The following is a 25,700-nucleotide window of genomic DNA, read 5'->3' on the forward strand; positions in this document are numbered from 1 at the left end:
GCACAGGCGTCCGCGCAGCAGGGAGGAGATGTTGTGGGGGATCTGGTGATCGGCGCCCGCTCAGGGGCTCCCGAGCCCGAAGGCTCCGAAGGAGGTTCGGGGCAGATGGACGGTCCGCACGAGGACGGCTCGGCCGAGGCCACGAGTGAGGGAGCCGAGCAGCGGCCTGCCAAGAAGGAGCAGAAGCAACGCTCCTTCTGGAAGGAGCTGCCGATCCTGATCGGCATCGCGCTGATCCTGGCGCTGGTGATCAAGACGTTCTTCGTCCAGGCCTTCTCCATTCCGTCTGGGTCGATGCAGAACACGCTGCAGATCGGCGACCGGGTACTGGTCGACAAGCTCACGCCCTGGTTCGGCGCCGAACCCGAGCGGGGCGAGGTCGTGGTCTTCCACGATCCGGGCGGCTGGCTGAACGACGAGCCGGTGCAGCAGAACAACAACGCCTTCGTCCGGGGCCTCCAGGACGTGCTCAGCTTCATCGGGCTGATGCCGTCCGCCAACGAGAAGGACCTGATCAAGCGGGTCATCGGAGTCGGCGGCGACACCGTCGAGTGCCACGGCACCGGGCCGCTGAAGGTCAACGGGGTCGCGCTGAACGAGCCGTACGTCTACCCGGGTGCCACCCCCTGCGGCGACAAGCCGTTCGGGCCGATCAAGGTGCCCAAGGGCTCGATCTGGGTGATGGGTGACCACCGCAACGACTCGCTCGACTCCCGCTTCCACCAGGATCAGCCGGGCGGCGGCTCCGTGCCGGTGGACAACGTGATCGGGCGCGCCTTCGTGGTGGCCTGGCCGATCAGCAACTGGGCGACCCTGCCGGTGCCGGACACCTTCGACCAGAAGGGCCTGGCGGCCGCGATGCCGTTCGCCCCGCCGGCCGCCGGGGCGGCGCTCGCGGTGCCCGCAGTCTGGTGGCTGCGCCGGTACCGGCGCTGACGCCGGCCGCAGTGTTACCGGAGCGCCTCGGGACGGAGTGACCTCGACCGGGGCGCTTCGCGCTGAGGTGCTCCGGGTCGAGGAGTCCGGTGCGGGGGCGTTCCGTGCTGGGGCGTCTGGTGCGGGGGCGTTTCGTGCTGGGGTGTCCGGTGGGGAGGCGCTCCGCCGTGGGGTGTCCGGTGGGGAGGTGTTTCGTGTTGGAACGTCCCCGGCTGGAACGCTCCATGCTGAGCTGCTCGGCGCCGGAGTGTCTCGGTTCGGCCGAGAGGTCTTGCGCGGGCCGTGGTACTGGTGAGTAATCTGCTCGCACGTGCCGCGGCCCGTCGGCCTTCCCGGCCCGGCCACGGTGGACTCCTTCACCGCGCGGGCGGACCAGGAACGGATGGTGGCGATGAGCAGCGTGGTGGAGAGACCGGCCGCCGCACAGGCTTCGACCGGTGCGGGCCGACGCGTGGCAGGCCTGGTGCAGGGTCTGGTGATCGGCCTTGGCTTCGTCCTGATGGTCGGCGGGTTCGCGGTGATCGCGCTGAACTACCGGCCGTACAAGGTGCCCACCAACTCGATGAGCCCGACGGTGAACCCGGGTGACACGGTGCTGGCACGTACGGTGACCCCCGACGAGATCGGCCGGGGCGACATCGTGGTCTTCCGCGACCTCACCTGGGGCACCGACACCATGGTCAAGCGGGTGGTCGGCGTCGGCGGCGACACCGTCGCCTACGGCGACAGCGTCGGGCACCTCACGGTCAACGGCAAGCCGATCCAGGAGGGCTACCTGAGTCCGGCGCCCGGACTCTCGGTGAACTTCAGCATCCAGGTGCCGGCAGGCCGTCTCTTCCTGCTCGGCGACGACCGGGGTGTGTCCCTCGACTCGCGCTCCCACCTGGCGGTCTCCGCCGGGACGATCCCGGCCACCGAGGTGAGCAGCCGTGTCGCCGGCACGGCCTGGCCCTTCGGCCGGATGGCCGTCCAGCACCGCACCACGGCCTTCGACGGCCTCGGTGGCGCGGTGGCCTCCGGCCCCGGCCCGCTGGAGCCGGCCTCCTACGCGATGATCGGTGGTGCCGCACTCATCGTGCTGGCCTCCGTTCTGGGCGGACTGGTCTCGCTCGGCCGCTGGGTCGCGGGCCGGAGCCGGAAGGCTCGCTGACCAACCTCGCCCGGTGGACGACGGTCCGGCGCAGTCGGTCGAGGCCGGACGCCGGTCGGTGACGCGCACTTCAGCCGCGATGCGCACCTCGGGAGTGATCGGCAGCACGGGTGCCGCCGAGAGGCCAAGTGCGACCGAGGGGCCAAGCGCGGCCGAGCGCATGGGCGCAGCCGCGAGCGCGGGCGTGACCGAGCGGGCGGGCACGGCCGAAGGCGTAGGGTGCCGGTGAAGCTCGGGTCCGGCGTCGTCTCTGGCACCGAACCCGGGACCGGAACGGACACTGTGGCCGGAGTACGGGGCGCCTCGGGAGGTGACCGGGGTGGTGACTGAGCGGCGGCGCGCGGCGCGGGTCCTGCTGCTGGACGGCGAGGACCGCCTGCTGCTCCTGCGCGGGACGGACCCGGCCACGCCCGGGGTGGACTGGTGGATCACGCCTGGCGGCGGACTCGAGCCGGGCGAGAGCACCGGGGAAGCGGCGCTGCGGGAGCTGGCCGAGGAGACAGGGCTTCGGGAGATCGAGCTCGGGCCGGTGGTGGCGTACGACACGGTGGCTTTTTCCTTCCAAGGGCGGCGGTACGAGCAGGAGCAGTGCTTCCACCTGGCGCGGGTCCTGGGCGCGGGGGCCGGGGTGGAACCGGTCGTCGGCTCCGGTCTCGGCTATGGCACCGGTTCTGGCGCCGGCTCCGGCTTCGGTACCGGCTCCGGCTTCGGTACCGGCCCCGGCTTCGGTACCGGCTCCGACAGTCCTGGCGGCGCGGACGAGCCGGAGGAGCACGCACTGCTGCTGACCGCCAAGTGGTGGACGGTGCGGGAACTGATGGCCACCCGGGAGACGGTCTACCCGAGCGGTCTGGGGGAGTTCTTGGAGCAGCTGCTGACGGACGGCCCGCCAGTCCTGCCGGTAAGGCTCTCCGGAGGGGTGTAGTGGTCCACAATGGGGTGGACGTGACGAGTTGAGGGGACGCCTGAATGAGTGCCGAAGACCTCGAGAAGTACGAGACCGAGATGGAGCTCAAGCTCTACCGGGAGTACCGGGACGTCGTCGGCCTGTTCAAATACGTGATCGAGACCGAACGGCGCTTCTATCTCACGAACGACTACGAGCTGCAGGTGCACTCGGTCCAGGGGGAAGTGTTCTTCGAGGTGTCGATGGCTGATGCCTGGGTGTGGGACATGTACCGGCCCGCCCGGTTTGTCCGCAAGGTGAGAGTCCTGACCTTCAAGGACGTGAATATCGAGGAACTCGCCAAGAGTGATTTGGAGCTGCCCTCGGACGACGCGTCCTTCGGCAACTGACAGTGAGTCGACTCTCGGCGCAATGTCCAGAGATTTACCCGATTCTCACTCTTGTGGGTGACATGCGTTATCCACAACCCGTAGTTATCCACAGGAATTAAGAAGTCTCTGGCCTGCGCCGGGCCGGCACGGCAACCTCCCGCCCAGGAGGTGATGACCGTGCAGAGCTCCAACATCGGTCTTGGTCGGTACGGCGAAGAGGTCGCCGTCCGGCGGCTCGTCGAAGAAGGGCTGTGCATCCTCGAACGCAACTGGCGTTGCGGCGAGGGTGAGCTCGACATCGTCGCGCTGGAGGGCGAGACGCTCGCCGTGTGCGAGGTGAAGACCCGCTCCGAGCGCGGGTTCCAGCAGCCTAGCGAGGCCATCGACCAGGCCAAGGCAGAGCGCCTTCGCCGGCTCGCCGAGCGCTGGCTGGGCGAGCGTTGGCCCGTCCACTTCGAGGCACTCGCCAGCCTCGTCCCCACCGGAGGGCCTGCGGCGCGTGGCGCGCCCGCCGAGGTGTCCGCGCAGCACACCAGTGATGTCGGCTCGGCCGACAGCGGTGTGCCCGGGCCGGAGCCCGGGGCCGTGAAAGGTCCCGAGCCGCCGGGAGTGGGGTCGGCGGGGCCCGGGTCGGCGGAGTCAGCGCAGGCGGGGCCACCGCCCGTCGCTGCCGGACGACCCCAGTCCAAGCGAGGACGCAGCGCCAAGGCACGGCGCGGATCGGTGCCCGCACCCGAGCCGCCCCCGCCGGCGCTGCCCGGGCTCGAGTCGCTCGGGTCCGAGCGGGTGGTGCCGCTCCCGCCCGGCGGGGTGCGGATCGACCTCGTCGCGGTCGTCAACCCGGCGAAGGGGCCGGCTCTCGTCGAGCACCTGCGGGGGGTGGTCTGAGATGGTCTTCGCCCGCACCTGCTCGGTCACCCTGTTGGGGGTGGACGGCGTGGTCGTCGAGGTCCAGGCCGACCTCGAGCCCGGCCTCGCGGCCTTCGCCTTGGTCGGTCTGCCCGACAAGTCCCTCTCCGAGGCCCGCGACCGTGTCCGGGCTGCAGTCGTCAACAGCGGGGAGAAGTGGCCGCAGCGGAAGCTGACGGTCGGCCTGAGCCCCGCGTCCGTCCCCAAGAGCGGCAGCGGGTTCGACCTGGCCGTGGCCTGCGCCGTCCTCGCCGCCGCCGAGCGGCTGGATCCGTCCTCCATCGCCGACCTGCTCATCATCGGCGAGCTCGGTCTGGACGGCAGGGTCCGCCCGGTCCGGGGCATCCTGCCGGCCGTCATCGCGGCGGCCGAGGCCGGCTACCGCCAAGTGGTGGTCGCCGAGCAGACGGCAGCCGAGGCCGCACTGGTCCCGGGCGTCACCGTCCTCGGTGTCCGCAGTCTGCGCCAGCTGGTCGCCCTGCTCACCGGTGCCCCGGTGCCCGACGAGACCGAGCCCTGGTCCGGCGGGCCCGCCGAGCCCGCCCAAGCCGCACTCTCCGGGCTGCGGCTGCCGGGTTCCGTCCTCCACGGGCGGCCCGTGGAATCACAGCCCGTCCTCGACCTCTCCGACGTCGTCGGCCAGGACACCGCCCGCCGGGCCCTGGAGATCGCTGCCGCCGGAGGCCATCACCTCTACCTCAAGGGTCCGCCGGGAGCCGGCAAGACCCTGCTCGCGGAGCGGCTCCCCGGCCTGCTGCCGCCGCTCACCCAGACCGAAGCCTTGGAGGTCACCGCCGTCCACTCCGTCGCGGGGCTGCTGCCTCCCGACCGCCCCCTGATCGAAAGCCCGCCCTACTACGCGCCCCACCACTCGGCGACCATGCCCGCAATCGTCGGTGGTGGCAGCAGTCAACCCCGCCCCGGAGCCGTGTCCCTGGCCCATCGAGGCGTGCTCTTCCTCGATGAGGCCCCCGAATTCTCGGTCCGTGTTCTCGATGCACTCCGCCAGCCCCTGGAGTCCGGAGAGGTCACGATCGCCCGCTCTGCGGGCACCGTCCGACTGCCCGCCAGATTCCAACTCTGCCTCGCCGCCAACCCCTGCCCCTGCGGCAGACACTCCCGTCGAGGCGGCGGCTGCGAGTGCACTCCCACGATGGTCAACCGCTACCAGGGCCGGCTCTCCGGCCCACTGCTTGACCGCGTCGACCTCCAGGTCGAGGTCGAGCCGGTCACCCGCGCCGAACTGCTCGGCACGCTCGCCCACCGCGAGACCACCGAGGTGGTGGCCACCCGGGTCAGAGCAGCCCGAGACCGAGCCGCCACCCGCTACGCCGACACACCGTGGCGCACCAACGCCGAAGTGCCTGGCCACACCCTCCGCACCCGCTGGAGACCCGACCACGGCGCCCTCACGGACGCCGAACGCGACCTGGAACGTGGCCTCCTGACCGCCCGTGGCCTCGACCGCGTCCTCCGTGTCGCCTGGACAGTCGCCGACCTCTCCGGCCACGACCAACCCACCCGCTTCGACGTCCAGACCGCCCTCATGCTCCGCACCGGTTTCGTCCGTGGCCGCCCCCTGATCGGTGCGACGGCCAGCTGTTACGAGGACCCCGACACCGACCTCGGCGCCGAGCCCTGAGCCGGTTGACACCACCAGGGTGAAGCCGGGCCCGCCACCTCGGCCAGCCCACCCGCGTGACGCAGCTGGCCCCATGACGGGCTCCGGTCCGCTGCGTGGGCGGCCGTGTGGCCAGCCGCGCAGCGGTCACACCGGTTCACCAAGCAGTGGCCGCCTGGCGGGTGCCCGTGTGCGCCGGACACCAGCGATCGGTCGTTCGGGCGGGCGGCGGGAGATCCGGCTCCGACCTGGTGCCGCTCCACCCGACCCCGCCCCGGCTCGCCCCGCCCCGGGCTCGCCTCGCCCCGCAACGGGACTCGCTCAACTGACCCGTCAGACCGCCGCCGGCTGCGCCGCACCGATCCCGTCAACCGACGGAGCCGCCGTCACCCCGTCGCCCCGTATAGCCGTCACCCCGTACCGCCGAACCCACTGCCTATGGAGGCGCAGGTGAACCGCTCTCAGCTCAGACTCCCGCTCGCCACACCAGAGGAGCCGCCCGTCCGGCAGGAAGCCGTCGTCGTTGCCGAGCGCCGGGCCCGTGCCTCGCTCTGCCGGTTGAGCGAGCCCGGTGACTCGACCATCGGGCGATGGTTGACCCGGGTGAACGCCACCACCCTGATCGAGGCGATCCGGGGGCAGACCGTCCCCGGATTCCTCGACCTCGATGGCGACAGACTGGCCGGCTACCAAGCCCGACTGCCCACGTTGGACCCGGACAGAGACCTGGAACGGGTACGTCTGCTCGGTGGACGGTTCATCATTCCGGGGGACAGTGAATGGCCGTCCCAACTCGACGATCTCGGCGACAGCCGCCCGATCGGTCTCTGGGTGCGGGGCGCCGGTTCGCTGAGGTTGCTCGCGCTGCGGTCGGTCGCCGTAGTCGGGGCCAGGGCCTGCACGTCGTACGGCGCGCACGTCGCGGGTGAGTTGGCCGCCCAACTGGCCGAGCGCGGCTGGGTGATCGCCTCCGGGGCCGCGTACGGGATCGATGCCGCCGCGCACCGTGGGGCCCTCGCGGTGGGTGGTGTCACCGTGGGGATCCTGGCCTGCGGGGTCGATGTCGCCTACCCGCCGGGCAATGCGGAGCTCATCTCGCGGATCGCCGCCCAGGGGCTGCTGGCCAGCGAGTTGCCGCCGGGGGAGCACCCGAACCGGTTCAGGTTCGTGCTCCGGAACCGCGTGATCGCCGCGCTGACCAGAGGAACGGTGGTGGTCGAAGCAGCCGTGCGCAGCGGCGCACTGAGCACGGCCAGACGCGCCCGGGACCTCAACCGGCACACCATGGGAGTCGCCGGGCCGGTCACCTCGGAGCTCTCCGCCGGGGTGCACCACCTGATCCGCAGCGGGGAGGCGGTCTTGGTGACCGACGCGGCCGAGATCAGCGAGCTGGTCGGGGCGATCGGCGAGGATCTCGCGCCGCGACACTCCGGGCCGGTGTTGCCCAGGGATTTGTTGGAGCCCGTCGTGGCCCGGGTACTCGAGGCGGTGCCGGCCACCGCCGAGGGTGCACCGGTCGAGCGGTTGGCCCGGCAGGCGGGCTTGTCCGCGGACGAAGTCCTGCAGCGGCTCTACGAATTGGGTTCGCTCGGGTTCGTCGAGCGGTGCGGTGCGCACTGGCGAGCGCTGCGGCGGGCGTGATGTTGCTGGTGAGGGCTCGTCCGGCGTGTCGCACGCCGTGCTCCACCGGATCGAGCGACGACCGAGTGGCGGTAGCGCATTGCAGCGACTCGGTCACGCTACGCTCGCATAGGCTTCCTATCAGCACATGACTCGGCAGAACGGCGCAGACCCACGTATGCCCACACACATCCCCGGACGCAGGGTGACCGGAGGCGGCCGGTCCTCGGGAGGGCCAGGAGCAGAGGCGCGACCCGCCGCCGAACTCCAGGCGAAGGCGCAACGGGCGACCAGCCTGGCCCGACAGCCCGGGCGGTCGTCCCTCGGTGCCAAGGACGACACCACCACAGGCTTGGGGGTCCGTCCACCCGCCGCCCGCCGAGACCCCGGCGGCACCGTCCCGATCCCGGCGGACTCCGCTCCCGCCGGCCTCACCTCGGAGAGTGCGATCCCGGCCGGTGCCGCCACCGAAACAGGTGAAGCTCCGTTGGGTAGCTGCCCACCGGCGGCGCACCCGGTGGATGTCGATGCCGGGTTGCCCACGGCTGGGTCGCCGACGGTCGGGTTGCCCACGGCTGGGTCGCCGACGGTCGGGTTGCCCACGGCTGGGTCGCCGACGGTCGGGCTGCCCACGGTCGGGTTGCCTGCAGTTGAGCGGCTCGGTGCCACGCAGTCCGATGCTGGTCGGTCTACGACGGTCGGCCCTGGTGCCGAGCAGTCAGGTGTCGGCCAGCTCGGCGACGCACAGCTCGGTGACGTTCGGCTCGGTGACGTGCAGCTCGGTAGGAAGCGGGCCGGCGTCGAGTCCACGCCGTTGGGTGGGGTGCGGGTGGCTGCTGCGCAGGTTGGCGGTGCGTTGGTTGACCGGGTGCGCCCTGAGGTGGCGGTGCAGGAGGGGTCCCGGATCGAGGAGGCGCAGGTCAGGGGTGGGCTGGCCGGTGTTGCGGCGGTCGGCGGCGGTGGGGCCGGGGCGCCGGCGACGGATAGTGAGATGGTCGCGCCCGGGCCGGGCGCCCGGCGAGTGGTGGGCCGGCCGGCGGTTGACCGGGGCAAGGCTGAGCGGGGCAAGGCTGAGCGCCCGACAGGTGGTCGCCCGGCGCGGGGGCGGGCGACCGGCAGCCGGGCAGCCTCGGCCGAGGGGGCCGCGAGCGCCGGTGAGGCGGAGCAAGGGGCGCAGGCGGTCACCGACCGGACGGCTCTCGACGCACTGTGGCGCTCGTACAAGGAGAGCGGGGATGCTCGGCTGCGGGAACAGCTGATCCTGCACTACTCGCCGCTGGTGAAGTACGTCGCCGGCCGGGTCGGGGTCGGGCTGCCCGCCAACGTCGAGCAGGCGGACTTCGTCTCGTCCGGGATCTTCGGGCTGATCGACGCGATCGAGAAGTTCGACATCGACCGGGCGATCAAGTTCGAGACCTACGCGATCAGCCGCATCCGTGGCGCGATCATCGACGAGCTGCGCGCCCTCGACTGGATCCCGCGCTCGGTCCGGCAGAAGGCCAAGGCCGTCGAGCGCACCTACGCCACTCTGGAGGCGCGGCTGCGCCGCACCCCGCACGAGCCCGAGGTCGCGGCCGAGATGGGCATCGCGATCGAGGATCTGCACGCCATCTTCAGTCAGCTCTCGCTCGCGAACGTGGTGGCGCTCGACGAGCTGTTGCACTCGGCCGGCGAGGGTGGTGACCGGCTGAGCCTGATGGACACCCTGGAGGACATCGCCGCCGACAACCCGGTGGAGATCGCCGAGGACCGGGAGCTGCGGCGGCTGTTGGCCACGGCGGTCAACACGCTCCCCGAACGGGAGAAGATGGTGGTGACGCTCTATTACTACGAGGGCCTGACGCTCGCGGAGATCGGTCAGGTGCTCGGTGTCACCGAGAGCAGGGTCAGCCAGATCCACACCAAGTCCGTCCTCCAGCTGCGGGCGAAGCTGTCCGACATCCGCTGAGTGGAGCTCCGGGAGCGGGTCGGGTGGGGGCGGCCCGCCCGAAGCGAGCCCACGGCAGGGCCGGGCTCGGCGCCGATTGGGAGAGGGCAGTGCCGCCGGCGGCGGCACTGCTGTCGGTGAGGGGGAGCAGCCGGGCCTGGCCTGAGCCCAGGAGGGCGAGCGGGTCGAGGTAGCGGTGGCCGCGCAGCAGCCCCCAGTGGAGGCAGGCCGTCGGGCAGTGGCCGGAATCCTCGGCCAGGGTGCCGATGGTGTCGCCCGCTGCCACCGGGGTGCCGGGCGGGAGTGTCCCGGTGACCGGGAGGTAGGTGGTCCGGAGGGGAGGGTCGCCGGAGTCGGGGTGAGTCACGGTGATGACCGGCCGCCCGGCGACCACGGCCGAGAAGGAGACCACCCCCGGGGCGGCCGCTCGGACCGGTGTGCCCGGCGCGGCCGCGAGGTCGACCCCGCGGTGCCCGGCCGCCCAGCGGGCCGGAGGAGCTTCGAACTTGCGCAGCACCCCGGCGGGCCCGCCCACCGGCCAGGCCCGGCCGCCGCCCGCCCTGGATCCGAGGGCAACGGCAAGAGTGAGGGCGTCGGCGAGGGCGGGAGAGGGCGGTCCGGTCGGCACTTCGGGGCCGGCAGTCGTGCGGGCCTGGGTACTCCCGTCGTTGGAACCGAGGACGGGGACGGGAGTAGGAGGAGGTTCGGCTTCGGGGCGGCCTCGGGCCACGGCTCCGGCTTCGGACCCCGCCCGCGCCCGTGCTCCCGCCTCCGCGCCCGTCCGCGCCCCAGCCCCCGCCTCCGTTCCCGCCCCCACCCGCGCCCCCGCCCGTACCCCTGCCCCCACTCCCGGTGCGGGCCAGGCCGCCCGGGCGAACGGTTGCGGCAGACCCAGTAGTACGGCGATCAGCAACACCAGGAGGAGCACCTTCCAGCGCCGATCCGGTGCAGGCGGCAGGGCCAGCGCCCCTGGAGGGGCGAGCGCACCCCGAAGGGCGCTCATGCCCCGGGAGCGGCGGCGGGGAGTGGTCGGAGGAGCCGTGGTCGAGGGGACGGTGGCAGGGGAGAGAGTCGTCGCTGCTGTCATGGCAGGGAGCGTGCTCCACCGGCCGCCGCTCGGCCAGGGAGTTGCCGAGAGCTGTGGATAAGTCGGGGGTGTGGACAAGTCGCGTCGCCCGGAGGGGTGAAACGGCGGTGTGAGGGGGTTCACCGCGGTGGGGCGTGAGGTGTCGGGCGGGAACGTCGAGCAGCGGTGGCGTGAGGCGCCCGGGGGAGTGCCGGGCAGGGGGCCGAGAGCGGGCGAGCACCGGGGTGCGGGGTGCGGGAGAGGCGCCGGGGAGGGGTGTCGGGTCGGGGTCGGCGGAGGCGGAGTCGCTCGGGGCTCGGCGCTTCCCGTACACTTCACACGCGACCCGGTCCGCCGGGTCGACTTCGCACGCCCCGCCACCGGCGAGATCCGGGCCCGCAAGAGCCCTGGGGACCCCGCCAGGTGCGAGTGCCGCTCGGTCCCCCGAGCCCGCCGCGGTCCAGACCGCCAAGGGTCGGAGGCTCGGCACGATCGGGGCGTCAGGCGTGACGGTCGTCCTGACCGGCACGGACAAACCGAGCCAGACCTGGCGGCACCGTTCAACCGGTGACAGCCAGGCGTAACACCTGAGGAGCACGGCCATGGCCGTCGTCACGATGCGGGAGCTGCTGGAGAGCGGCGTCCACTTCGGTCACCAGACCCGTCGTTGGAACCCGAAGATGAAGCGCTTCATCTTCACGGAGCGCAACGGCATCTACATCATCGACCTCCTGCAGTCGCTGAACTACATCGACCGCGCCTTCGAGTTCGTCAAGGAGACCGTTGCCCACGGCGGCAGCGTCCTCTTCGTCGGCACCAAGAAGCAGGCCCAGGAGGCCATCGCCGAGCAGGCCACCCGCGTGGGCATGCCCTACGTGAACCAGCGCTGGCTCGGCGGCATGCTGACCAACTTCTCGACCGTCTACAAGCGTCTGCAGCGCCTCAAGGAGCTCGGCGAGATCGACTTCACGGATGTGGCCGGTTCCGGCCTCACCAAGAAGGAGCTCCTGGTCCTCCAGCGCGAGTACGACAAGCTGGAGAAGACCCTCGGTGGTATCCGCGACATGCAGCGCGTTCCCAGCGCTGTCTGGATCGTGGACACCAAGAAGGAGCACATCGCGGTCGGCGAGGCCCGGAAGCTCAACATCCCGGTCGTCGCGATCCTCGACACCAACTGCGACCCCGACGAGGTCGACTACAAGATCCCGGGCAACGACGACGCGATCCGCTCCGTCACCCTGCTGACCCGCGTGATCGCCGACGCCGTCGCCGAGGGCCTCAAGTCCCGCGCCGGTGTCGCCAAGGGCGACGCCAAGGCCGAGCCGGGCGCCGACCAGCCCCTGGCCGACTGGGAGAAGGACATCCTCGAGGGCCAGAAGGCCGCCGAGGTCGAGGCTCCCGCCGCCGAGGCCGCTGTCGAGGCCCCCGCCGCCGAGGTCGAGGCTCCGGCCGCCGAGGCCGAGCAGGCCTGACGTACCAAGGGTGAGGGGCACTCGCCGGTAGGACCGGTAAGTGCCCCTCTCTCCCGTGCCGGGGCCGAACCATCAGCTCCGTCGCACCACTCCCCGCAGACACGCGAGACGCGAGAAGAGATTCACCATGGCGAACTTCACCGCCGCGGACGTCAAGAAGCTCCGTGAGCTCACCGGCGCCGGCATGATGGACTGCAAGAAGGCTCTGGACGAGGCCGAGGGCAACGTCGAGAAGGCCGTCGAGCTGCTCCGCATCAAGGGCCTGAAGGGTGTTGCCAAGCGCGAGGGCCGCGACGCCTCCAACGGCGCCGTTGCCGCCCTGATCGCCGAGGGCAACAACTCCGGTGTCCTGGTCGAGCTCAACTGCGAGACCGACTTCGTCGCCAAGGGTGACAAGTTCGTCGAGGTCGCCGACAAGCTCGCCGCCCACGTCGCCGCCACCTCCCCGGCCGACCTGGACGCCGCGCTGGCTTCCGAGATCGAGGCCGGCAAGACCGTCCAGGCGTTCGTCGACGAGGCCAACGCGACCCTGGGCGAGAAGATCGTCTTCCGTCGCTTCGCCCAGTTCGAGGGTGACGGCTACGTCGCGGTCTACCTGCACAAGAGCAGCCCCGACCTCCCGCCGACCGTCGGTGTCCTCGTCGAGCTCGACAAGGAGAACGCCGAGGTCGCCAAGGACGTCGCGCAGCACATCGCCGCCTTCGCGCCGAAGTACCTCTCCCGCGAGGAGATCCCGGCCGAGGACATCGAGAACGAGCGCCGCGTCGCCGAGGCCACCGCTCGTGAGGAGGGCAAGCCCGAGGCTGCCCTGCCGAAGATCATCGAGGGTCGCATCACCGGCTTCGTCAAGGAGAACTCCGTCCTGGAGCAGGCCTTCGCGAAGGACAACAAGAAGAGCGTCGCCAAGGTCCTCGAGGAGAACGGCGTCGCCCTCAAGCGCTTCGCCCGCTTCCGCGTCGGTGCCTGATCACACGTTCCACCGCGCGTCCCACCGGCAGCGGAAAACCCGCCTAAGGTAGGAAGCGCCAGGCCGCCCGCGAGGGCGGCCCGGAACGCGCCGTCGGGCTCACCCAGCGCACCCGAGGTCGTAGGGCGGGCTACGTCGGCACCATGAACGACGAGGAGGCCATTGCCGTGCAGGACACCGTTACCGGTTCCCGCGGCAGTGGCCTCCTCGCGTGTACGCGCAGGCCAGAGGCCCGGCACCCCCGGTCGGCCCGGCCCGTGAACCAGTAGGTGGAGAAGGAGAAGTCCATGCAGGAGACGCAGGAGACCGCACAGGAGGGGACGCGCCGCCGCGTTCTGCTCAAGCTTTCCGGTGAGGCATTCGCCGGTGGCGGCGGCCTTGGCGTCGACCCGGACGTCGTGCACAAGATCGCCCGGGAGATCGCCACCGTCGTGCGCGAGGGCACCGAGGTCGCCGTGGTCATCGGCGGCGGCAACTTCTTCCGCGGCGCCGAGCTGCAGGTGCGCGGCATGGACCGGGCCCGCTCCGACTACATGGGCATGCTGGGCACCGTGATGAACTGCCTCGCGCTCCAGGACTTCCTGATCAAGGAAGGCATCGAGACCCGCGTCCAGACCGCCATCACCATGGGCCAGGTCGCCGAGCCGTACCTGCCGCTGCGGGCCGTCCGCCACCTGGAGAAGGGCCGCGTGGTCATCTTCGGTGCCGGTATGGGCATGCCGTACTTCTCCACCGACACCACCGCCGTGCAGCGCGCCCTGGAGATCCACGCCGAGGTGCTGCTGATGGGCAAGAACGGCGTCGACGGGGTGTACGACTCGGACCCGCGCACCAACCCCGCCGCGGTGAAGTTCGACGCGCTCGACTACACCGAGGTCATCGCGCGCGACCTGAAGGTGGCCGACCTGACGGCGATCACGCTGTGCAAGGACAACGGCCTGCCGATCCTCGTCTTCGAGCTGCTCGCCGAGGGCAATATCGCGCGTGCGGTGAAGAGTGAGAAGATCGGCACACTCATCAGCCAGGATTCCGCCCGGGCCTGAGCAGCCGTCACCGGCAGTCGCAGTCGCAGCCGCAGCAGCCGTCACCGGCGACTGCGGCAGGACGCGGCGGCCGCAGCACCACCCGCCGTCCCGGGCACCGGAAACGGCACTACAGCAGATGAACCGGACAGGGAGCAGACAGTGAGCGAAGCGATCGAAGAGATCCTCCTCGAAGCCGAGGAGAAGATGGAGAAGGCCATCTCCGTCGCGAAGGACGACTTCGCGGCGATCCGCACCGGTCGTGCCCACCCGGCGATGTTCGCCAAGATCGTCGCCGAGTACTACGGCGCGATCACCCCGATCAACCAGCTCGCCTCCTTCTCCGTGCCGGAGCCCCGGATGGCGATCGTCACCCCGTTCGACAAGAGCGCGCTGCGCAACATCGAGCAGGCGATCCGCGACTCCGACCTCGGCGTCAACCCGTCGAACGACGGCAACATCATCCGGGTGAGCCTGCCGGTGCTCACCGAGGAGCGCCGCCGCGAGTACATCAAGCAGGCCCGCGGCAAGGGCGAGGACTCGAAGATCTCGATCCGCGCCATCCGCCGCAAGGCCAAGGACGGCTTCGACAAGCTGGTGAAGGACAAGGAGGTCGGCGAGGACGAGGCCCGCCGCGCCGAGAAGGAGCTCGACGACCTCACCGCGAAGCACGTCGCGGTCGTCGACGAGCTGCTCAAGCACAAGGAAGCCGAGCTGCTCGAGGTCTGACCGACCCGCACCTCGGTAGTACCCTCTCCCTCGCCCCGGCCGCTGCCGCTGTGAGTGCCCCGGACCGCCTGACTGCCGCCGCAGCGGGCCCCGAACGGGTCACTCACGGCGGCCGCCGGTGTACCGGGGCCCCCGCGCGGCACAGACTCAGTCCATGCGCGAAGCAGTACCGCAACGCCAAAGACCGCAACGCCAAAGACAGACACCACCCGCACCGCCGTCCGCCCCAGGGCAGGAGACACCCGTGGCCCAGCCCGACCAGCAGCCCCGCAAGCAGCGCGGCGGCCGCAACCTCCAGGCCGCGATAGGGGTCGGTGTCGGCCTCGGGGCGGTGATCATCGCCTCGCTCTTCGTGGTGAAGGTGCTCTTCCTGGTCGTGGTGGCCGCCGCCGTGGTGGTCGGCGTCTGGGAGCTCACCAGCCGGCTCACCGAGCGCAAGGGCATCAACGCCCCGCTGATCCCGCTGATGGCCGGCAGCGTGGCCATGCTGGCCGCCGGCTACTGGGCCGGTGCCCAGTGGGCCGCCGCCGCGCTGGCCCTGACCGGGCTGGCGGTGATGGTCTGGCGGATGAGCGAGCCGCCGGAGAACTACCTGCGCGACATAACGGCAGGCATCTTCACCGCCTTCTACGTGCCCTTCCTGGCCACCTTCGTCGCGCTGATGCTCAGCGCCGAGGACGGCCCCTGGCGGATCGTGCTCTTCCTGATCGTCACGGTGTGCAGCGACACCGGCGCGTACGCGGTGGGCTACAAGTTCGGCAAGAACAAGCTGGCCCCGACGATCAGCCCCGGCAAGACCCGCGAGGGCCTGGCGGGCGGCATCGCGCTCTCGATGCTGGCCGGCGCGCTGATGATGCAGTACGTCATCGACGACGGCCGCTGGTGGCAGGGCCTGATCCTGGGCGGCTGCGCGGCCGTCACGGCCACCCTGGGCGACCTCGCCGAGTCGATGATCAAGCGCGACCTCGGCATCAAGGACATGGGCACCCTGCTGCCCGGCCACGGCGGCATCATGGACCGCCTGGACTCCCTGCTGCCGACCGCCCCCGTGGTCTGGCTGCTGCTGGCCGCCTTCGTCGGCAGCTGAGCCACCTCACACCGTGGGCCCCGGACGGACGCCGTCCGGGGCCTTCTTCGACATCTGCGACACTGGAACAACCATGCCTAAGCCCGGAGAACTCACCTTTGTCGCGCCGCGCGGCGCCAAGCCCCCGCGACACCTCGCCGACATGAGCCCCGCCGAGCGCAAGGAGGCCGTCGCCGAGCTGGGCGAGCAGCCGTTCCGCGCCAAGCAGCTCTCGAACCACTACTTCGGCCGGATGTCGAACGACCCGGCGAGCTGGACGGACATCCCCGCCGCCAGCCGGGAGAAGTTGACCGAGGCGCTGCTGCCCTCGCTGATGTCGGTGGTCCGGCACGTCTCCTGCGACGACGACACCACCCGCAAGACGCTCTGGAAGCTCTTCGACGGCACCCTGGTCGAGTCCGTGCTGATGCGCTACCCCGACCGGGTGACGATGTGCATCAGCTCGCAGGCCGGCTGCGGCATGAACTGCCCGTTCTGCGCCACCGGCCAGGCCGGGCTCACCCGCAACCTGTCCACCGCCGAGATCGTCGAGCAGATCGGCGCGGGCATGCGGGCGCTCAAGGCCGGGGAGATCCCCGGCGGTGAGGCCCGGCTCTCGAACGTGGTCTTCATGGGCATGGGCGAGCCGCTGGCCAACTACAACCGGGTGCTGGCCGCGATCCGCCGGCTGACCGATCCGGCCCCGGACGGCTTCGGGATGTCCCAGCGCGGCATCACCGTCTCCACGGTGGGCCTCGTCCCGGCCATGCACCGGCTCGCCGACGAGGAGATGAGCGTGCGGCTCGCGCTCTCGCTGCACGCCCCCGACGACGAGCTGCGCGACGAGCTGGTGCCGGTCAACACCCGGTGGAAGGTCGCCGAGGTGCTGGAGGCCGCCTGGTACTACGCGGAGAAGTCCAACCGGCGGATCTCGATCGAGTACGCGCTGATCAAGGACATCAATGACCAGGCCTGGCGGGCCGACCTGCTGGGGCGCCTGCTCAAGAACCACCGCGTCCACGTCAACCTGATCCCGCTGAACCCGACCCCGGGCTCCAAGTGGACGGCCTCCCGCCCGGAGGACGAGCGCGAGTTCGTCCGCCGCCTCCAGGCGCACGGCGTGCCGACCACCGTCCGGGACACCCGCGGCCAGGAGATCGACGGCGCCTGCGGGCAGCTGGCCGCAGCGGGCTGATCGACGGAACGAAAGTGGGGCGTCCGGCTTCGGCCGCACGCCCCATTCGTGCTTCCAGCACGCCCCGCTCGCGCCTTCAGCACGCCCCGCTCGTGCCTCCAGCGGACGCGGCCTAGCGCAGGGCGCCCGCCGCGAGGGCGGCGGTGAGGCCGCCGGTGAGCAGCAGGACGGTGCCGGCGGTGGCGGCGCGGAGCAGGGCCGCGCCGAAGAGCAGCCGGGGGGCCGCGCCGAGCTGGGTGAGGGCGGCGATCACCGGGCGGCGGGAGCTGCGGATCTCGGCGGCCCGGACCAGGACGGCGCCGACCACGCAGCAGAGCACCAGCAGGCACTCGACGGCGGGCAGCGGCGCGGCGGTGCCGGGCCGGTCGAACCAGTAGCGGAAGGTGGTGAGCACCGCCGCGAGCGCCAGCGCGAGGACGGCCAGCGGGGTGCCGAGGCGCCGGGCCTCGGCGGTCAGCCCGCGGCCGGCCAGCAGCCGGATCGGGGCCGGGCGGCCGAGCGAGAGCAGCCTGCCCGCCCAGGCCAGGGCCGGGGCGGTGAGCAGGAACAGCCCGAGGGCGGCCAGCGCCCAGCCGATCAGGGCGGCCGGGCTGGTGGAGCCGAGCCCGGCGGGCAGCTTGACCGGCCGGCCGTCCTGGTCGGCGCCGGGCCGCAGGCCGTACAGCTCCAGCGCGAGGCCGGTCAGCAGCAGGCCGGCCGGCAGGGCCAGGCGCAGCGCGCCGAACCGGGGGGTGGCCGCCGGGGCCGGGCGGCCCGGCAGGGCCTCCAGGGCCGGGACGGCCAGTGCGGCGGAGAGGCCGGCGACCAGGGGCACCAGGGCGAGCAGGGTGACGGGGGCCGCGGCGGGCAGGTGGGCGCCCATCCCGAGCTCGGGGGCGAGGGAGGGACCGGCCACGTCGTTGCGCAGCACCAGGAAGAGCAGCAGGGTGACGGCGCTGCCGAAGCAGCAGGCCAGGGCGGTCTCCCCGGCGATCAGCGCCCGGATCCGGCTCGGCCCGGCCCCGGCGGCGGTCAGCCCGGTGATCCGGTCCGGCCGCCCGGCCGGTACGGCCCGCGCGGCGACGGCGGCGAACCAGGCCACCGCGACCAGCGGCGGCAGGCACCAGAGCAGCCGCACCAGCGCCCCGGCCGCCGGATCGGTCAGCGCCCGCCCGAGCGCCCGCAGCAGCAGCGCGGCGACCAGTGCGGCGGCCGTCGCGGTGAGCAGCCACCGCCCGAGATCGGCGAAGCGGTAACCCCGGGCCAGACGGAGGTAGAGCACGTGACGCCTTTCAGCGCGGGGAGGGGAGGAGGACGGCAGCGCGGCCGGGGCGCGGCACCACGGCGGAGGCCGCTGGGCCAGGGGCGGCCGGGTGGGCCGGCGTCATCGGGCTGCGGTGACGGCGGTGGCGCCGCGGGTGACCGGGGTGGCGGGGGCGGCGAGGCGGCCGTCGACCAGGGCGACCGTGCGGTCGGCATAGCGGGCGAGCTCGGGGTTGTGGGTGGCGAGGACCAGGGTGAGCTGGTGGGAGCGGGCGGCGCTGGCCAGTATCCGCAGCACCTGGTCCTGGGCCTCGCGGTGGAGCGGGGCGGTGGGGTCGTCGGCGAAGACGACCGGGGGGAGCGGGGCGAGGGCGCGGGCGACGGCGATCCGCTGGCGCTGGCTCTGGACCAGCTCGGCGGGGCGGCGGCCGGCGCAGTCGGCCACGTCGAGCCGCTCCAGCCACTCCGCGGCGGCGGCGTAGGCGGCCTTGTGGCCGGCCCCGGCGAGCAGCAGGGGCAGCGCGACGTTCTCCCGGGCGGTCAGCTCCGGCACCAGGTGCGGCTCGGAGCCGACGAAGCCGAAGCGGTCGCGCCGCAGGCGCTCGCGCCCGGCCCGGCCGAGGGTGTGCACGGGGGCGCTGTTGAACCAGACCTCGCCCTCGTCCACCGGGAGCAGCGCGGAGAGGCAGCCGAGCAGGGTGCTCTTCCCGGAGCCGCGCGGGCCGGTGATGGCGAGCACCTCGCCGTCCCGGACACCGATCGAGACGCCACGCAGGGCCGGGGTGCCGTCGTGTGACTTGACGATCCCCCGTGCCCACAGCACGTCGTTGTCAGGCGGGGCCGCGGCCATGAAGATCCATCCTGGTGGCTGCGCAGGGATATGACAGTCGTCAGATTAGAACGACCGAGTCACGCCGCGGTTGCGGCACACTGATCCAATCGGGGGCAATTCACCCGGAATCCGGCGTGTTGGTCGTGAAATAACTGCACCGAAGGGCGGCCCCGGCAGAGTGGGGCCGCCCTTCGGCGGAGGGTGGGACGGAAAGATCGGGTGATCAGACCTTCACGGTCGGGTGATCAGATCTTGGCCCAGGCGTCGGTCAGCGTGACCCGCAGGATCTGCTCGATCTCGTCGAAGGTCGACTGGTCGGAGATCAGCGGCGGGGCCAGCTGGATGACCGGGTCGCCACGGTCGTCGGCGCGGCAGTACAGGCCGTTGTTGTACAGCTCCTTGGAGAGGAAGCCGTAGAGCACGCGCTCGATCTCGTCGTCGTTGAAGGACTCCTTGGTGACCTTGTCCTTGACGAGCTCGATGCCGTAGAAGTACCCGTTGCCGCGGACGTCGCCGACGATCGGCAGGTCGCGCAGCTTGTCCAGCGTGCCGAGGAACTTCGACTCGTTGTCGAGCACGTGCTGGTTGAGGCCCTCGCGCTCGAAGATGTCGAGGTTGGCCAGCGCCACCGCGGAGGAGACCGGGTGGCCGCCGAAGGTGTAGCCGTGCAGGAAGGTGTTGTCGCCCTTGTAGAACGGCTCGGCGATGCGGTCCGAGATGATCGTGGCGCCGATCGGGGAGTAGCCCGAGGTCATGCCCTTGGCGCAGGTGATCATGTCCGGCACGTAGCCGAACTTGTCGGCGCCGAACATGGTGCCCAGGCGGCCGAAGGCGCAGATGACCTCGTCCGAGACGAGCAGCACGTCGTGGCGGTCGCAGATCTCGCGCAGGCGCTGGAAGTACCCGGGCGGCGGCGGGAAGCAGCCACCGGCGTTCTGCACCGGCTCGACGAAGACGGCGGCGACGGTGTCGGCGCCCTCGAACAGGATCGCCTGCTCGATCTCGTCGGCGCACCAGCGGCCGTAGGCCTCGGGGTCGACGGTGCCGTCGGGGCCCGCGAGGTACGCCGGGGCGCGGTAGATGTTGGTGTTCGGCGCCTTGTGGGTGCCCGGCACCAGCGGCTCGAACGGGGCCTTCAGGCCCGGCAGGCCGGTGATGGAGAGGGCGCCCTGGGGGGTGCCGTGGTAGGCGACGGCGCGCGAGATGACCTTGTACTTGGTCGGCTTGCCGGTCAGCTTGAAGTACTGCTTGGCCAGCTTCCAGGCGGTCTCGACGGCCTCGCCGCCACCGGTGGAGAAGAAGACCTTGTTGAGGTCGCCCGGGGCGTAGTTCGCCAGGCGCTCGGCCAGCTCGACGGCCTTCGGGTGGGCGTAGCTCCACACCGGGAAGAAGGCGAGCTCCTTGGCCTGCTTGGCGGCGGCCTCGGCCAGCTCCTCGCGGCCGTGCCCGGCCTGGACGACGAACAGGCCCGCGAGCCCGTCCAGGTACTTCTTGCCCTTGTCGTCCCAGACGTAGGTGCCCTCGCCGCGCACGATGGTCGGCACGGGGGAGTTCTCGTACGACGACATGCGGGTGAAGTGCATCCACAGGTGGTCGTAGGCGGTCTTGGAAAGGTCCTTCTGCGCCGGGTCGGCTGTCATCGGGTGCCCCAGGTGTAGGTCTGTTTCCGGAGCTTCAGGTAAACGAAGCTCTCGGTGCTCCGCACGCCGGGAAGGGCGCGGATGCGCTTGTTGATCATTTCGAGCAGGTGCTCGTCGTCCTCGCAGACGAGTTCGGCCAGCAGGTCGAACGAGCCGGCGGTGCAGACGACGTAGTCGACCTCGTCGAAGGCGGCCAGTGCGTCGGCGACGAGCTCGACGTCGCCCTCGACGCGAATGCCGACCATCGCCTGTCGGGTGAACCCGACGGTGAGGGGGTCGGTGACCGCGACGATCTGCATCACGCCTTGGTCGAGCAGCTTCTGGACCCGCTGCCGCACGGCCGCCTCGGAGAGGCCGACGGCCTTGCCGATGGCGGCGTACGGGCGACGCCCGTCTTCCTGGAGCTGCTCGATGATCGCCTTGGAGGCGGCATCAAGGGGAACGCTGGCGTTCCGGTCTCGGTTGGCCACGACGTCACTGTGCCCGATCGGCCGCGCCGTTGCAAGCTGCCCCGCTGCTGATTTCGTCGTCGTTTTGAAAAATGCATGCGGATTGCGTTGTCTTCCGCGAAGTGTCCTGTCGATACCGGCAGCGGTAGAGGTACCCTTGCCGGGTGCGCGCGCTGACGTGCACAGACTCAGTGGACCGCGGCTTCCGGAGCCCGGCCACTCGGCGCCCGGTACCCTGGCGCCGGTTCTGCAACGTGGCAGGCACCAGACCGAGGAGAGAGCCCGTGAGCGAGCTTCGTACGCTGCGCAACTACATCAACGGTGAGTTCGTCGACGCGGCCGACGGCCGCACCCTGGACATCGTCGACCCGACGACCGGCCAGGTGTACGCCACCTCGCCGCTGTCCGGTGCCGCGGACGTCGACGCCGCGATGGCCTCCGCCGCCGAGGCGTTCCCGCTCTGGCGCGATGCCACGCCGAGCACCCGGCAGAAGCTGCTGCTGAAGATCGCCGACGCGGTCGAGGCCCGGGCCGACGAGATCGTGGACGCCGAGTGTCGCAACACCGGCAAGCCGCGCGGGCTGACCCTCTCCGAGGAGATCGGTCCGATGGTGGACCAGATCCGCTTCTTCGCCGGTGCCGCCCGCCTGCTCGAGGGCAAGGCCGCCGGTGAGTACATGGACGGGATGACCTCGATCATCCGCCGCGAGCCGGTCGGCGTCTGCGCCCAGGTCGCGCCGTGGAACTACCCGATGATGATGGCCGTCTGGAAGTTCGCCCCGGCGATCGCCGCCGGCAACGCCGTCGTGCTCAAGCCCTCGGACACCACCCCGGCCTCCACCGTGCTGCTGGCCGAGATCATCGGCGGCGTGCTGAAGGACCTGGAGCTGCCGGCCGGCATCTTCAACGTCATCTGCGGCGACCGCGAGAGCGGCAAGCTGATGGTCGAGCACCCCACCCCGGCGATGGCCTCCATCACCGGCTCCGTCCGGGCCGGCATCCAGGTCGCCGAGTCGGCCTCCAAGGACGTCAAGCGCGTCCACCTGGAGCTGGGCGGCAAGGCCCCGGTCGTGGTCTTCGAGGACGCCGACATCGCCGAGGCCGTCGAGGGCATCTCGGTGGCGGGCTTCTTCAACGCCGGCCAGGACTGCACCGCCGCCACCCGCGTGCTGGTGCACGAGTCGATCCACGACGACTTCGTCACCGCGCTGGCCAAGGCCGCGGCCGACACCAAGACCGGTGGCATCGACGAGGAGGACGTGCTCTACGGCCCCCTCAACAACGCCAACCAGCTGAAGCAGGTCTCCGGCTTCATCGAGCGCCTCCCGGCCCACGCCAAGGTCGAGGCCGGCGGCCACCGGGTCGGCGAGGTCGGCTACTTCTACGCCCCGACCGTCGTCTCCGGCCTGAAGCAGGACGACGAGATCATCCAGAACGAGGTCTTCGGCCCGGTCATCACCGTGCAGAAGTTCTCCGACGAGGACCAGGCCGTCTCCTACGCCAACGGCGTCGACTTCGCCCTCGCCTCCTCGGTCTGGACCAAGGACCACGCCCGCGCCATGCGGATGTCCCGCCGCCTGGACTTCGGCTGCGTCTGGATCAACACCCACATCCCGCTGGTCGCCGAGATGCCGCACGGTGGCTTCAAGAAGTCCGGCTACGGCAAGGACCTCTCCGGCTACGGCTTCGAGGACTACACCCGGGTGAAGCACGTCATGACCGCGCTGTAAGCGCGGGTCATGACCTTTAGCGCAGTATGACCGCGCTGTAAGCGCGGGTCATGACCGTCAGCGCAGTATGACCGCGCTGTAAGTCCCGGCAGAAGGGGCGTGCCGCCGAGGCGGTGCGCCCCTTTTCCATGGTGTCGGCCGGGGGTCGTCCTGCCTGACAGGATGCACCTGCCCGGCGGCCGGGGGGTTGCCTAGCCTTACAGGCATGAGCATCCCCACTGCTGACCCGGCTGCCGGACAGGCTGTCAAGGCCGCCGACCGCGCGCACGTCTTCCACTCGTGGTCCGCCCAGGCGCTGATCGACCCCATGCCGGTGGCCGGTGCCGAGGGCTCGTACTTCTGGGACTACGAGGGCAACCGCTACCTCGACTTCTCCTCGCAGCTGGTGAACACCAACATCGGGCACCAGCACCCGAAGGTGGTCGCGGCCATCCAGGAGCAGGCGGCGAAGCTCTGCACCATCGCGCCCGGCTTCGCCGTGGACGCCCGCAGCGAGGCGGCCCGGCTGATCGCCGAGCGCACCCCGGGCGACCTGAACAAGATCTTCTTCACCAACGGCGGCGCCGAGGCGAACGAGAACGCGATCCGGATGGCCCGGCTGCACACCGGCCGCCAGAAGGTGATGTCCACCTACCGCTCGTACCACGGCGCCACCGCCAACGCGATCGCGCTGACCGGCGACCCCCGCCGCTGGGCCAACGAGACCGGCACCTCGGGCATCGTGCACTTCTGGGGCCCGTACGCCTACCGCTCCAACTTCCACGCCGAGAACGAGGCGCAGGAGTGCGAGCGCGCGCTGGCGCACCTGGAGCAGGTGGTGGCCTTCGAGGGCCCCGGCACCATCGCGGCGATCATCCTGGAGACCGTGGTCGGCACCGCGGGCATCCTGATCCCGCCGGCGGGCTACCTCGCGGGCGTGCGGGAGATCTGCGACCGGTACGGCATCGTCTTCATCCTGGACGAGGTCATGGCCGGCTTCGGCCGGACCGGTGAGTGGTTCGCCGCCGACCACTGGGGTGTCACCCCGGACCTCCTCACCTTCGCCAAGGGCGTCAACTCCGGGTACGTGCCGCTGGGCGGCGTGGCGATCTCCGAGGCGATCGCGGCCACCTTCGCCGAGCGCCCCTTCCCGGGCGGGCTCACCTACTCGGGCCACCCGCTGGCCTGCGCCTCGGCGGTGGCGACGATCAACACGATGGCCGAGGAGGGCATCGTGGAGCACGCCAAGCACATCGGCGAGAACGTGCTCGGCCCCGCCCTGCGCGAGCTGGCGGAGCGTCACCCTGTGATCGGCGAGGTGCGCGGCCTGGGCGTCTTCTGGGCGCTCGACCTGGTGAAGAACCGCGAGACCCGCGAGCCGCTGGTGCCGTACAACGCGGCCGGCGGGGACAACGCGCCGATGGCCGAGCTCGCCGCCGCCTGCAAGAAGCGCGGCCTGTGGCCGTTCGTGAACATGAACCGCTTCCACGTCGTGCCGCCGTGCACCGTCACCGAGGAGGAGATCCGCGAGGGTCTCGCCGTCCTCGACGAGGTGCTCACCCTGACGGACGCGCACACCGTCTGACCGTCAGGCACAGCCCCCAACGGCCCCGGGCAGCGCCTTGCCCGGGGCCGTCCCCTTTCCACGCTCAGCTTCAGCGCTCAGCGCCAGCGCGAACCAGCTCGGAGACGATCCCCCCATGCGTCGTGCCACCCTGTCCCGCCGCGCCGCCCTCGGCGCCGCCGGTCTGCTCGGTCTGGGCAGCCTGTCGGCCTGCGGCATCCCCGCCGCGTACGTCCCGGAGGAGCGGCGCAGCGCGACCGACCGCTCGGAGCGGGACAAGAAGCTGACCTTCTCCAACTGGACGCAGTACATCGACGTCGACAAGGCCGGGAAGCGGCCCACCCTGGAGGAGTTCCAGCGGCGCACCGGCATCGACGTCACGTACACCGAGGACATCAACGACAACGACGAGTTCTTCGGCAAGATCAGCCCGGTGCTGGCCCAGGGCGGCGACCCGGGCCGCGACCTGATGGTGATCAGCGACTGGATGGCCGGCCGGTACGTGGCGCTCGGCTGGGTGCAGACGCTGGACAGGGCCAACCTGCCGAACGTCACCAAGTACCTGGACCCGCAGCTCAGCCACCCGGCCTTCGACCCGGAGCGCTCGCACTCGGTGCCGTGGCAGTCGGGTCTGACCGGCATCGCGTACAACCGCAAGACGCTCGGCCGGGAGATCAAGAAGACCTCGGACCTGTGGGCGCCCGACCTCAAGGGGCGGGTCACGCTGTTCGCCGGGATGGACGAGGCGCTCGGGCTGCTGATGCTGGCCAACGGCGCGGACATCGCCAGGTTCACCACCGACGACGCGCACAAGGCGATGAGCCAGGTGCAGAAGCTGGTGGACACCAAGCACATCCGCCGGTTCACCGGCAACGACTACACCAGCGACCTGGCCTCGGGCGCGGCGGTGGCCTGCCAGGCGTACTCCGGGGACGCGATCCAGCTCAAGGCGCAGAACCCGGACATCGAGTTCGTGGTGCCCGAGGAGGGCGCCGAGCTGTGGGCCGAGAGCCTGATGATCCCCAACAGGGCGGACCACAAGGTCAACGCCGAGAAGCTGATCGACTACTACTACCAGCCCGAGGTGGCCGCCGAGCTGGCCGCCTTCGTGCAGTACATCTGCCCGGTGCCGGCCGCCCGCGAGGTGCTGGCCAAGAGCGAGGACCCGGACACCGCCGCGCTGGCCGACGAGCCGCTGATGTTCCCCGGCGACGAGATCCGGGCCCGGCTGCGCACCATGCGCGACGTCTCCGCGGCCGAGCGGCCGGGCCTGCACCAGATCTGGGGCCAGGTCGCCGGGGTGTAG

At 71.2% G+C, this 25,700-nt stretch carries 22 protein-coding genes and 1 pseudogene; 17 read left to right on the forward strand and 6 right to left on the reverse strand.

Annotation, left to right across the window (positions count from 1 at the left end):
- The first annotated feature begins 33 nt into the window (after positions 1-33).
- From lepB (CFP65_RS26030) to dprA, 7 genes are all read left to right on the forward strand, one after another.
- Positions 34-936 carry a signal peptidase I gene (gene lepB, locus CFP65_RS26030; RefSeq protein WP_254552567.1) on the forward strand — a complete coding sequence of 301 codons (903 nt, stop codon included), beginning with the start codon at positions 34-36 and terminating at the stop codon, positions 934-936.
- Between the two features lie 310 nt (positions 937-1,246).
- Positions 1,247-2,086, forward strand: a complete 840-nt coding sequence (lepB, locus tag CFP65_RS26035) for a signal peptidase I (protein WP_254552568.1) — start codon at positions 1,247-1,249, stop codon at positions 2,084-2,086.
- 322 nt (positions 2,087-2,408) lie between these two features.
- A complete protein-coding gene (locus tag CFP65_RS41205; protein ID WP_254552569.1) occupies positions 2,409-3,011 on the forward strand; it encodes an NUDIX hydrolase in 603 nt (200 codons plus the stop codon).
- Positions 3,012-3,055: 44 nt separating this feature from the next.
- Complete coding sequence (locus tag CFP65_RS26045; RefSeq protein ID WP_057232326.1) at positions 3,056-3,382, forward strand: DUF2469 domain-containing protein; 327 nt, start codon at positions 3,056-3,058, stop codon at positions 3,380-3,382.
- A gap of 153 nt (positions 3,383-3,535) precedes the next feature.
- Entirely contained in the window at positions 3,536-4,252 is a 717-nt protein-coding gene (locus CFP65_RS42585) for a YraN family protein (protein WP_371682463.1), read from the forward strand.
- Position 4,253: 1 nt separating this feature from the next.
- Positions 4,254-5,915: a YifB family Mg chelatase-like AAA ATPase gene (locus tag CFP65_RS26055; protein WP_104818473.1), complete on the forward strand. Its 1,662-nt coding sequence runs from the start codon at positions 4,254-4,256 to the stop codon at positions 5,913-5,915.
- Positions 5,916-6,332: 417 nt separating this feature from the next.
- Positions 6,333-7,535, forward strand: coding sequence for a DNA-processing protein DprA (gene dprA / locus CFP65_RS26060; protein WP_104818474.1), 1,203 nt, complete (start codon positions 6,333-6,335; stop codon positions 7,533-7,535).
- A gap of 697 nt (positions 7,536-8,232) precedes the next feature.
- Here dprA and CFP65_RS41210 read toward each other — a convergent pair.
- On the reverse strand, positions 8,233-8,682 hold the full coding sequence (locus CFP65_RS41210; RefSeq protein WP_254553290.1) for a hypothetical protein: 450 nt from the start codon (positions 8,680-8,682) through the stop codon (positions 8,233-8,235).
- Between the two features lie 3 nt (positions 8,683-8,685).
- On the opposite strand from CFP65_RS41210, the pseudogene whiG reads away from it, so the two are divergent.
- A pseudogene (gene whiG / locus CFP65_RS26065) lies at positions 8,686-9,462 on the forward strand (RNA polymerase sigma factor WhiG); the annotation flags it as partial.
- Here the strand turns inward: whiG and CFP65_RS42590 are convergent.
- The gene (locus CFP65_RS42590; RefSeq protein WP_371682464.1) at positions 9,401-10,528 is read right to left on the reverse strand and encodes a M23 family metallopeptidase; all 1,128 of its coding nucleotides are present in this window, start codon (positions 10,526-10,528) and stop codon (positions 9,401-9,403) included. The pseudogene whiG and the gene CFP65_RS42590 overlap by 62 nt on opposite strands.
- A 581-nt stretch (positions 10,529-11,109) precedes the next feature.
- On the opposite strand from CFP65_RS42590, the gene rpsB reads away from it, so the two are divergent.
- The 6 genes from rpsB (at position 11,110) to rlmN (ending at position 16,958) form a co-directional block, all read left to right on the forward strand.
- Entirely contained in the window at positions 11,110-11,979 is an 870-nt protein-coding gene (gene rpsB, locus CFP65_RS26080) for a 30S ribosomal protein S2 (RefSeq protein ID WP_104818477.1), read from the forward strand.
- Positions 11,980-12,106: 127 nt separating this feature from the next.
- A complete protein-coding gene (gene tsf, locus CFP65_RS26085; protein WP_104818478.1) occupies positions 12,107-12,946 on the forward strand; it encodes a translation elongation factor Ts in 840 nt (279 codons plus the stop codon).
- 287 nt (positions 12,947-13,233) lie between these two features.
- A complete protein-coding gene (gene pyrH / locus CFP65_RS26090; RefSeq protein ID WP_104818479.1) occupies positions 13,234-13,989 on the forward strand; it encodes a UMP kinase in 756 nt (251 codons plus the stop codon).
- Positions 13,990-14,175: 186 nt separating this feature from the next.
- Complete coding sequence (frr, locus tag CFP65_RS26095; protein WP_104821128.1) at positions 14,176-14,697, forward strand: ribosome recycling factor; 522 nt, start codon at positions 14,176-14,178, stop codon at positions 14,695-14,697.
- 154 nt (positions 14,698-14,851) lie between these two features.
- The gene (locus CFP65_RS26100; protein WP_104818480.1) at positions 14,852-15,784 is read left to right on the forward strand and encodes a phosphatidate cytidylyltransferase; all 933 of its coding nucleotides are present in this window, start codon (positions 14,852-14,854) and stop codon (positions 15,782-15,784) included.
- Positions 15,785-15,857: 73 nt separating this feature from the next.
- Positions 15,858-16,958: a 23S rRNA (adenine(2503)-C(2))-methyltransferase RlmN gene (rlmN, locus tag CFP65_RS26105; RefSeq protein ID WP_104818481.1), complete on the forward strand. Its 1,101-nt coding sequence runs from the start codon at positions 15,858-15,860 to the stop codon at positions 16,956-16,958.
- A gap of 112 nt (positions 16,959-17,070) precedes the next feature.
- Here the strand turns inward: rlmN and CFP65_RS26110 are convergent, their stop codons facing one another.
- From CFP65_RS26110 to CFP65_RS26125, 4 genes are all read right to left on the reverse strand, one after another.
- The gene (locus tag CFP65_RS26110) at positions 17,071-18,219 is read right to left on the reverse strand and encodes a hypothetical protein (protein WP_104818482.1); all 1,149 of its coding nucleotides are present in this window, start codon (positions 18,217-18,219) and stop codon (positions 17,071-17,073) included.
- 102 nt (positions 18,220-18,321) lie between these two features.
- On the reverse strand, positions 18,322-19,050 hold the full coding sequence (locus CFP65_RS26115; RefSeq protein ID WP_104818483.1) for an ABC transporter ATP-binding protein: 729 nt from the start codon (positions 19,048-19,050) through the stop codon (positions 18,322-18,324).
- Positions 19,051-19,277: 227 nt separating this feature from the next.
- Positions 19,278-20,672 carry an aspartate aminotransferase family protein gene (locus CFP65_RS26120; protein WP_104818484.1) on the reverse strand — a complete coding sequence of 465 codons (1,395 nt, stop codon included), beginning with the start codon at positions 20,670-20,672 and terminating at the stop codon, positions 19,278-19,280.
- The gene (locus CFP65_RS26125; RefSeq protein WP_104818485.1) at positions 20,669-21,142 is read right to left on the reverse strand and encodes an Lrp/AsnC family transcriptional regulator; all 474 of its coding nucleotides are present in this window, start codon (positions 21,140-21,142) and stop codon (positions 20,669-20,671) included. The genes CFP65_RS26120 and CFP65_RS26125 overlap by 4 nt, the downstream gene beginning before the upstream one ends.
- Positions 21,143-21,405: 263 nt before the next feature.
- Between CFP65_RS26125 and CFP65_RS26130 the strand changes: the two genes are divergently transcribed.
- From CFP65_RS26130 to CFP65_RS26140, 3 genes are all read left to right on the forward strand, one after another.
- Positions 21,406-22,851 (forward strand): gamma-aminobutyraldehyde dehydrogenase, encoded by a 1,446-nt coding sequence (locus tag CFP65_RS26130; RefSeq protein ID WP_104818486.1) that lies wholly within the window; start codon positions 21,406-21,408, stop codon positions 22,849-22,851.
- Between the two features lie 205 nt (positions 22,852-23,056).
- Positions 23,057-24,415, forward strand: coding sequence for an aspartate aminotransferase family protein (locus CFP65_RS26135; RefSeq protein WP_104818487.1), 1,359 nt, complete (start codon positions 23,057-23,059; stop codon positions 24,413-24,415).
- Between the two features lie 115 nt (positions 24,416-24,530).
- A complete protein-coding gene (locus tag CFP65_RS26140) occupies positions 24,531-25,700 on the forward strand; it encodes a spermidine/putrescine ABC transporter substrate-binding protein (RefSeq protein ID WP_104818488.1) in 1,170 nt (389 codons plus the stop codon).

The sequence above is a fragment of the Kitasatospora sp. MMS16-BH015 genome, from assembly GCF_002943525.1.
Taxonomy (GTDB): Bacteria; Actinomycetota; Actinomycetes; order Streptomycetales; family Streptomycetaceae; genus Kitasatospora.

What these genes read in the sequence shown, in the direction of transcription:
- CFP65_RS26100 (WP_104818480.1), top strand. Translation starts at nt 14,852, where the DNA reads ATGCGCGAAGCAGTACCGCAACGCCAAAGACCGCAACGCCAAAGACAG.
- CFP65_RS26045 (WP_057232326.1), top strand. Translation starts at nt 3,056, where the DNA reads ATGAGTGCCGAAGACCTCGAGAAGTACGAGACCGAGATGGAGCTCAAG.
- pyrH (WP_104818479.1), top strand. Translation starts at nt 13,234, where the DNA reads ATGCAGGAGACGCAGGAGACCGCACAGGAGGGGACGCGCCGCCGCGTT.
- CFP65_RS26140 (WP_104818488.1), top strand. Translation starts at nt 24,531, where the DNA reads ATGCGTCGTGCCACCCTGTCCCGCCGCGCCGCCCTCGGCGCCGCCGGT.
- rlmN (WP_104818481.1), top strand. Translation starts at nt 15,858, where the DNA reads ATGCCTAAGCCCGGAGAACTCACCTTTGTCGCGCCGCGCGGCGCCAAG.
- CFP65_RS26135 (WP_104818487.1), top strand. Translation starts at nt 23,057, where the DNA reads ATGAGCATCCCCACTGCTGACCCGGCTGCCGGACAGGCTGTCAAGGCC.
- tsf (WP_104818478.1), top strand. Translation starts at nt 12,107, where the DNA reads ATGGCGAACTTCACCGCCGCGGACGTCAAGAAGCTCCGTGAGCTCACC.
- CFP65_RS42585 (WP_371682463.1), top strand. Translation starts at nt 3,536, where the DNA reads ATGACCGTGCAGAGCTCCAACATCGGTCTTGGTCGGTACGGCGAAGAG.
- rpsB (WP_104818477.1), top strand. Translation starts at nt 11,110, where the DNA reads ATGGCCGTCGTCACGATGCGGGAGCTGCTGGAGAGCGGCGTCCACTTC.
- CFP65_RS26055 (WP_104818473.1), top strand. Translation starts at nt 4,254, where the DNA reads ATGGTCTTCGCCCGCACCTGCTCGGTCACCCTGTTGGGGGTGGACGGC.
- CFP65_RS26115 (WP_104818483.1), bottom strand. Translation starts at nt 19,050, where the DNA reads ATGGCCGCGGCCCCGCCTGACAACGACGTGCTGTGGGCACGGGGGATC.
- frr (WP_104821128.1), top strand. Translation starts at nt 14,176, where the DNA reads ATGGAGAAGGCCATCTCCGTCGCGAAGGACGACTTCGCGGCGATCCGC.
- dprA (WP_104818474.1), top strand. Translation starts at nt 6,333, where the DNA reads ATGGAGGCGCAGGTGAACCGCTCTCAGCTCAGACTCCCGCTCGCCACA.
- CFP65_RS26120 (WP_104818484.1), bottom strand. Translation starts at nt 20,672, where the DNA reads ATGACAGCCGACCCGGCGCAGAAGGACCTTTCCAAGACCGCCTACGAC.
- CFP65_RS42590 (WP_371682464.1), bottom strand. Translation starts at nt 10,528, where the DNA reads ATGACAGCAGCGACGACTCTCTCCCCTGCCACCGTCCCCTCGACCACG.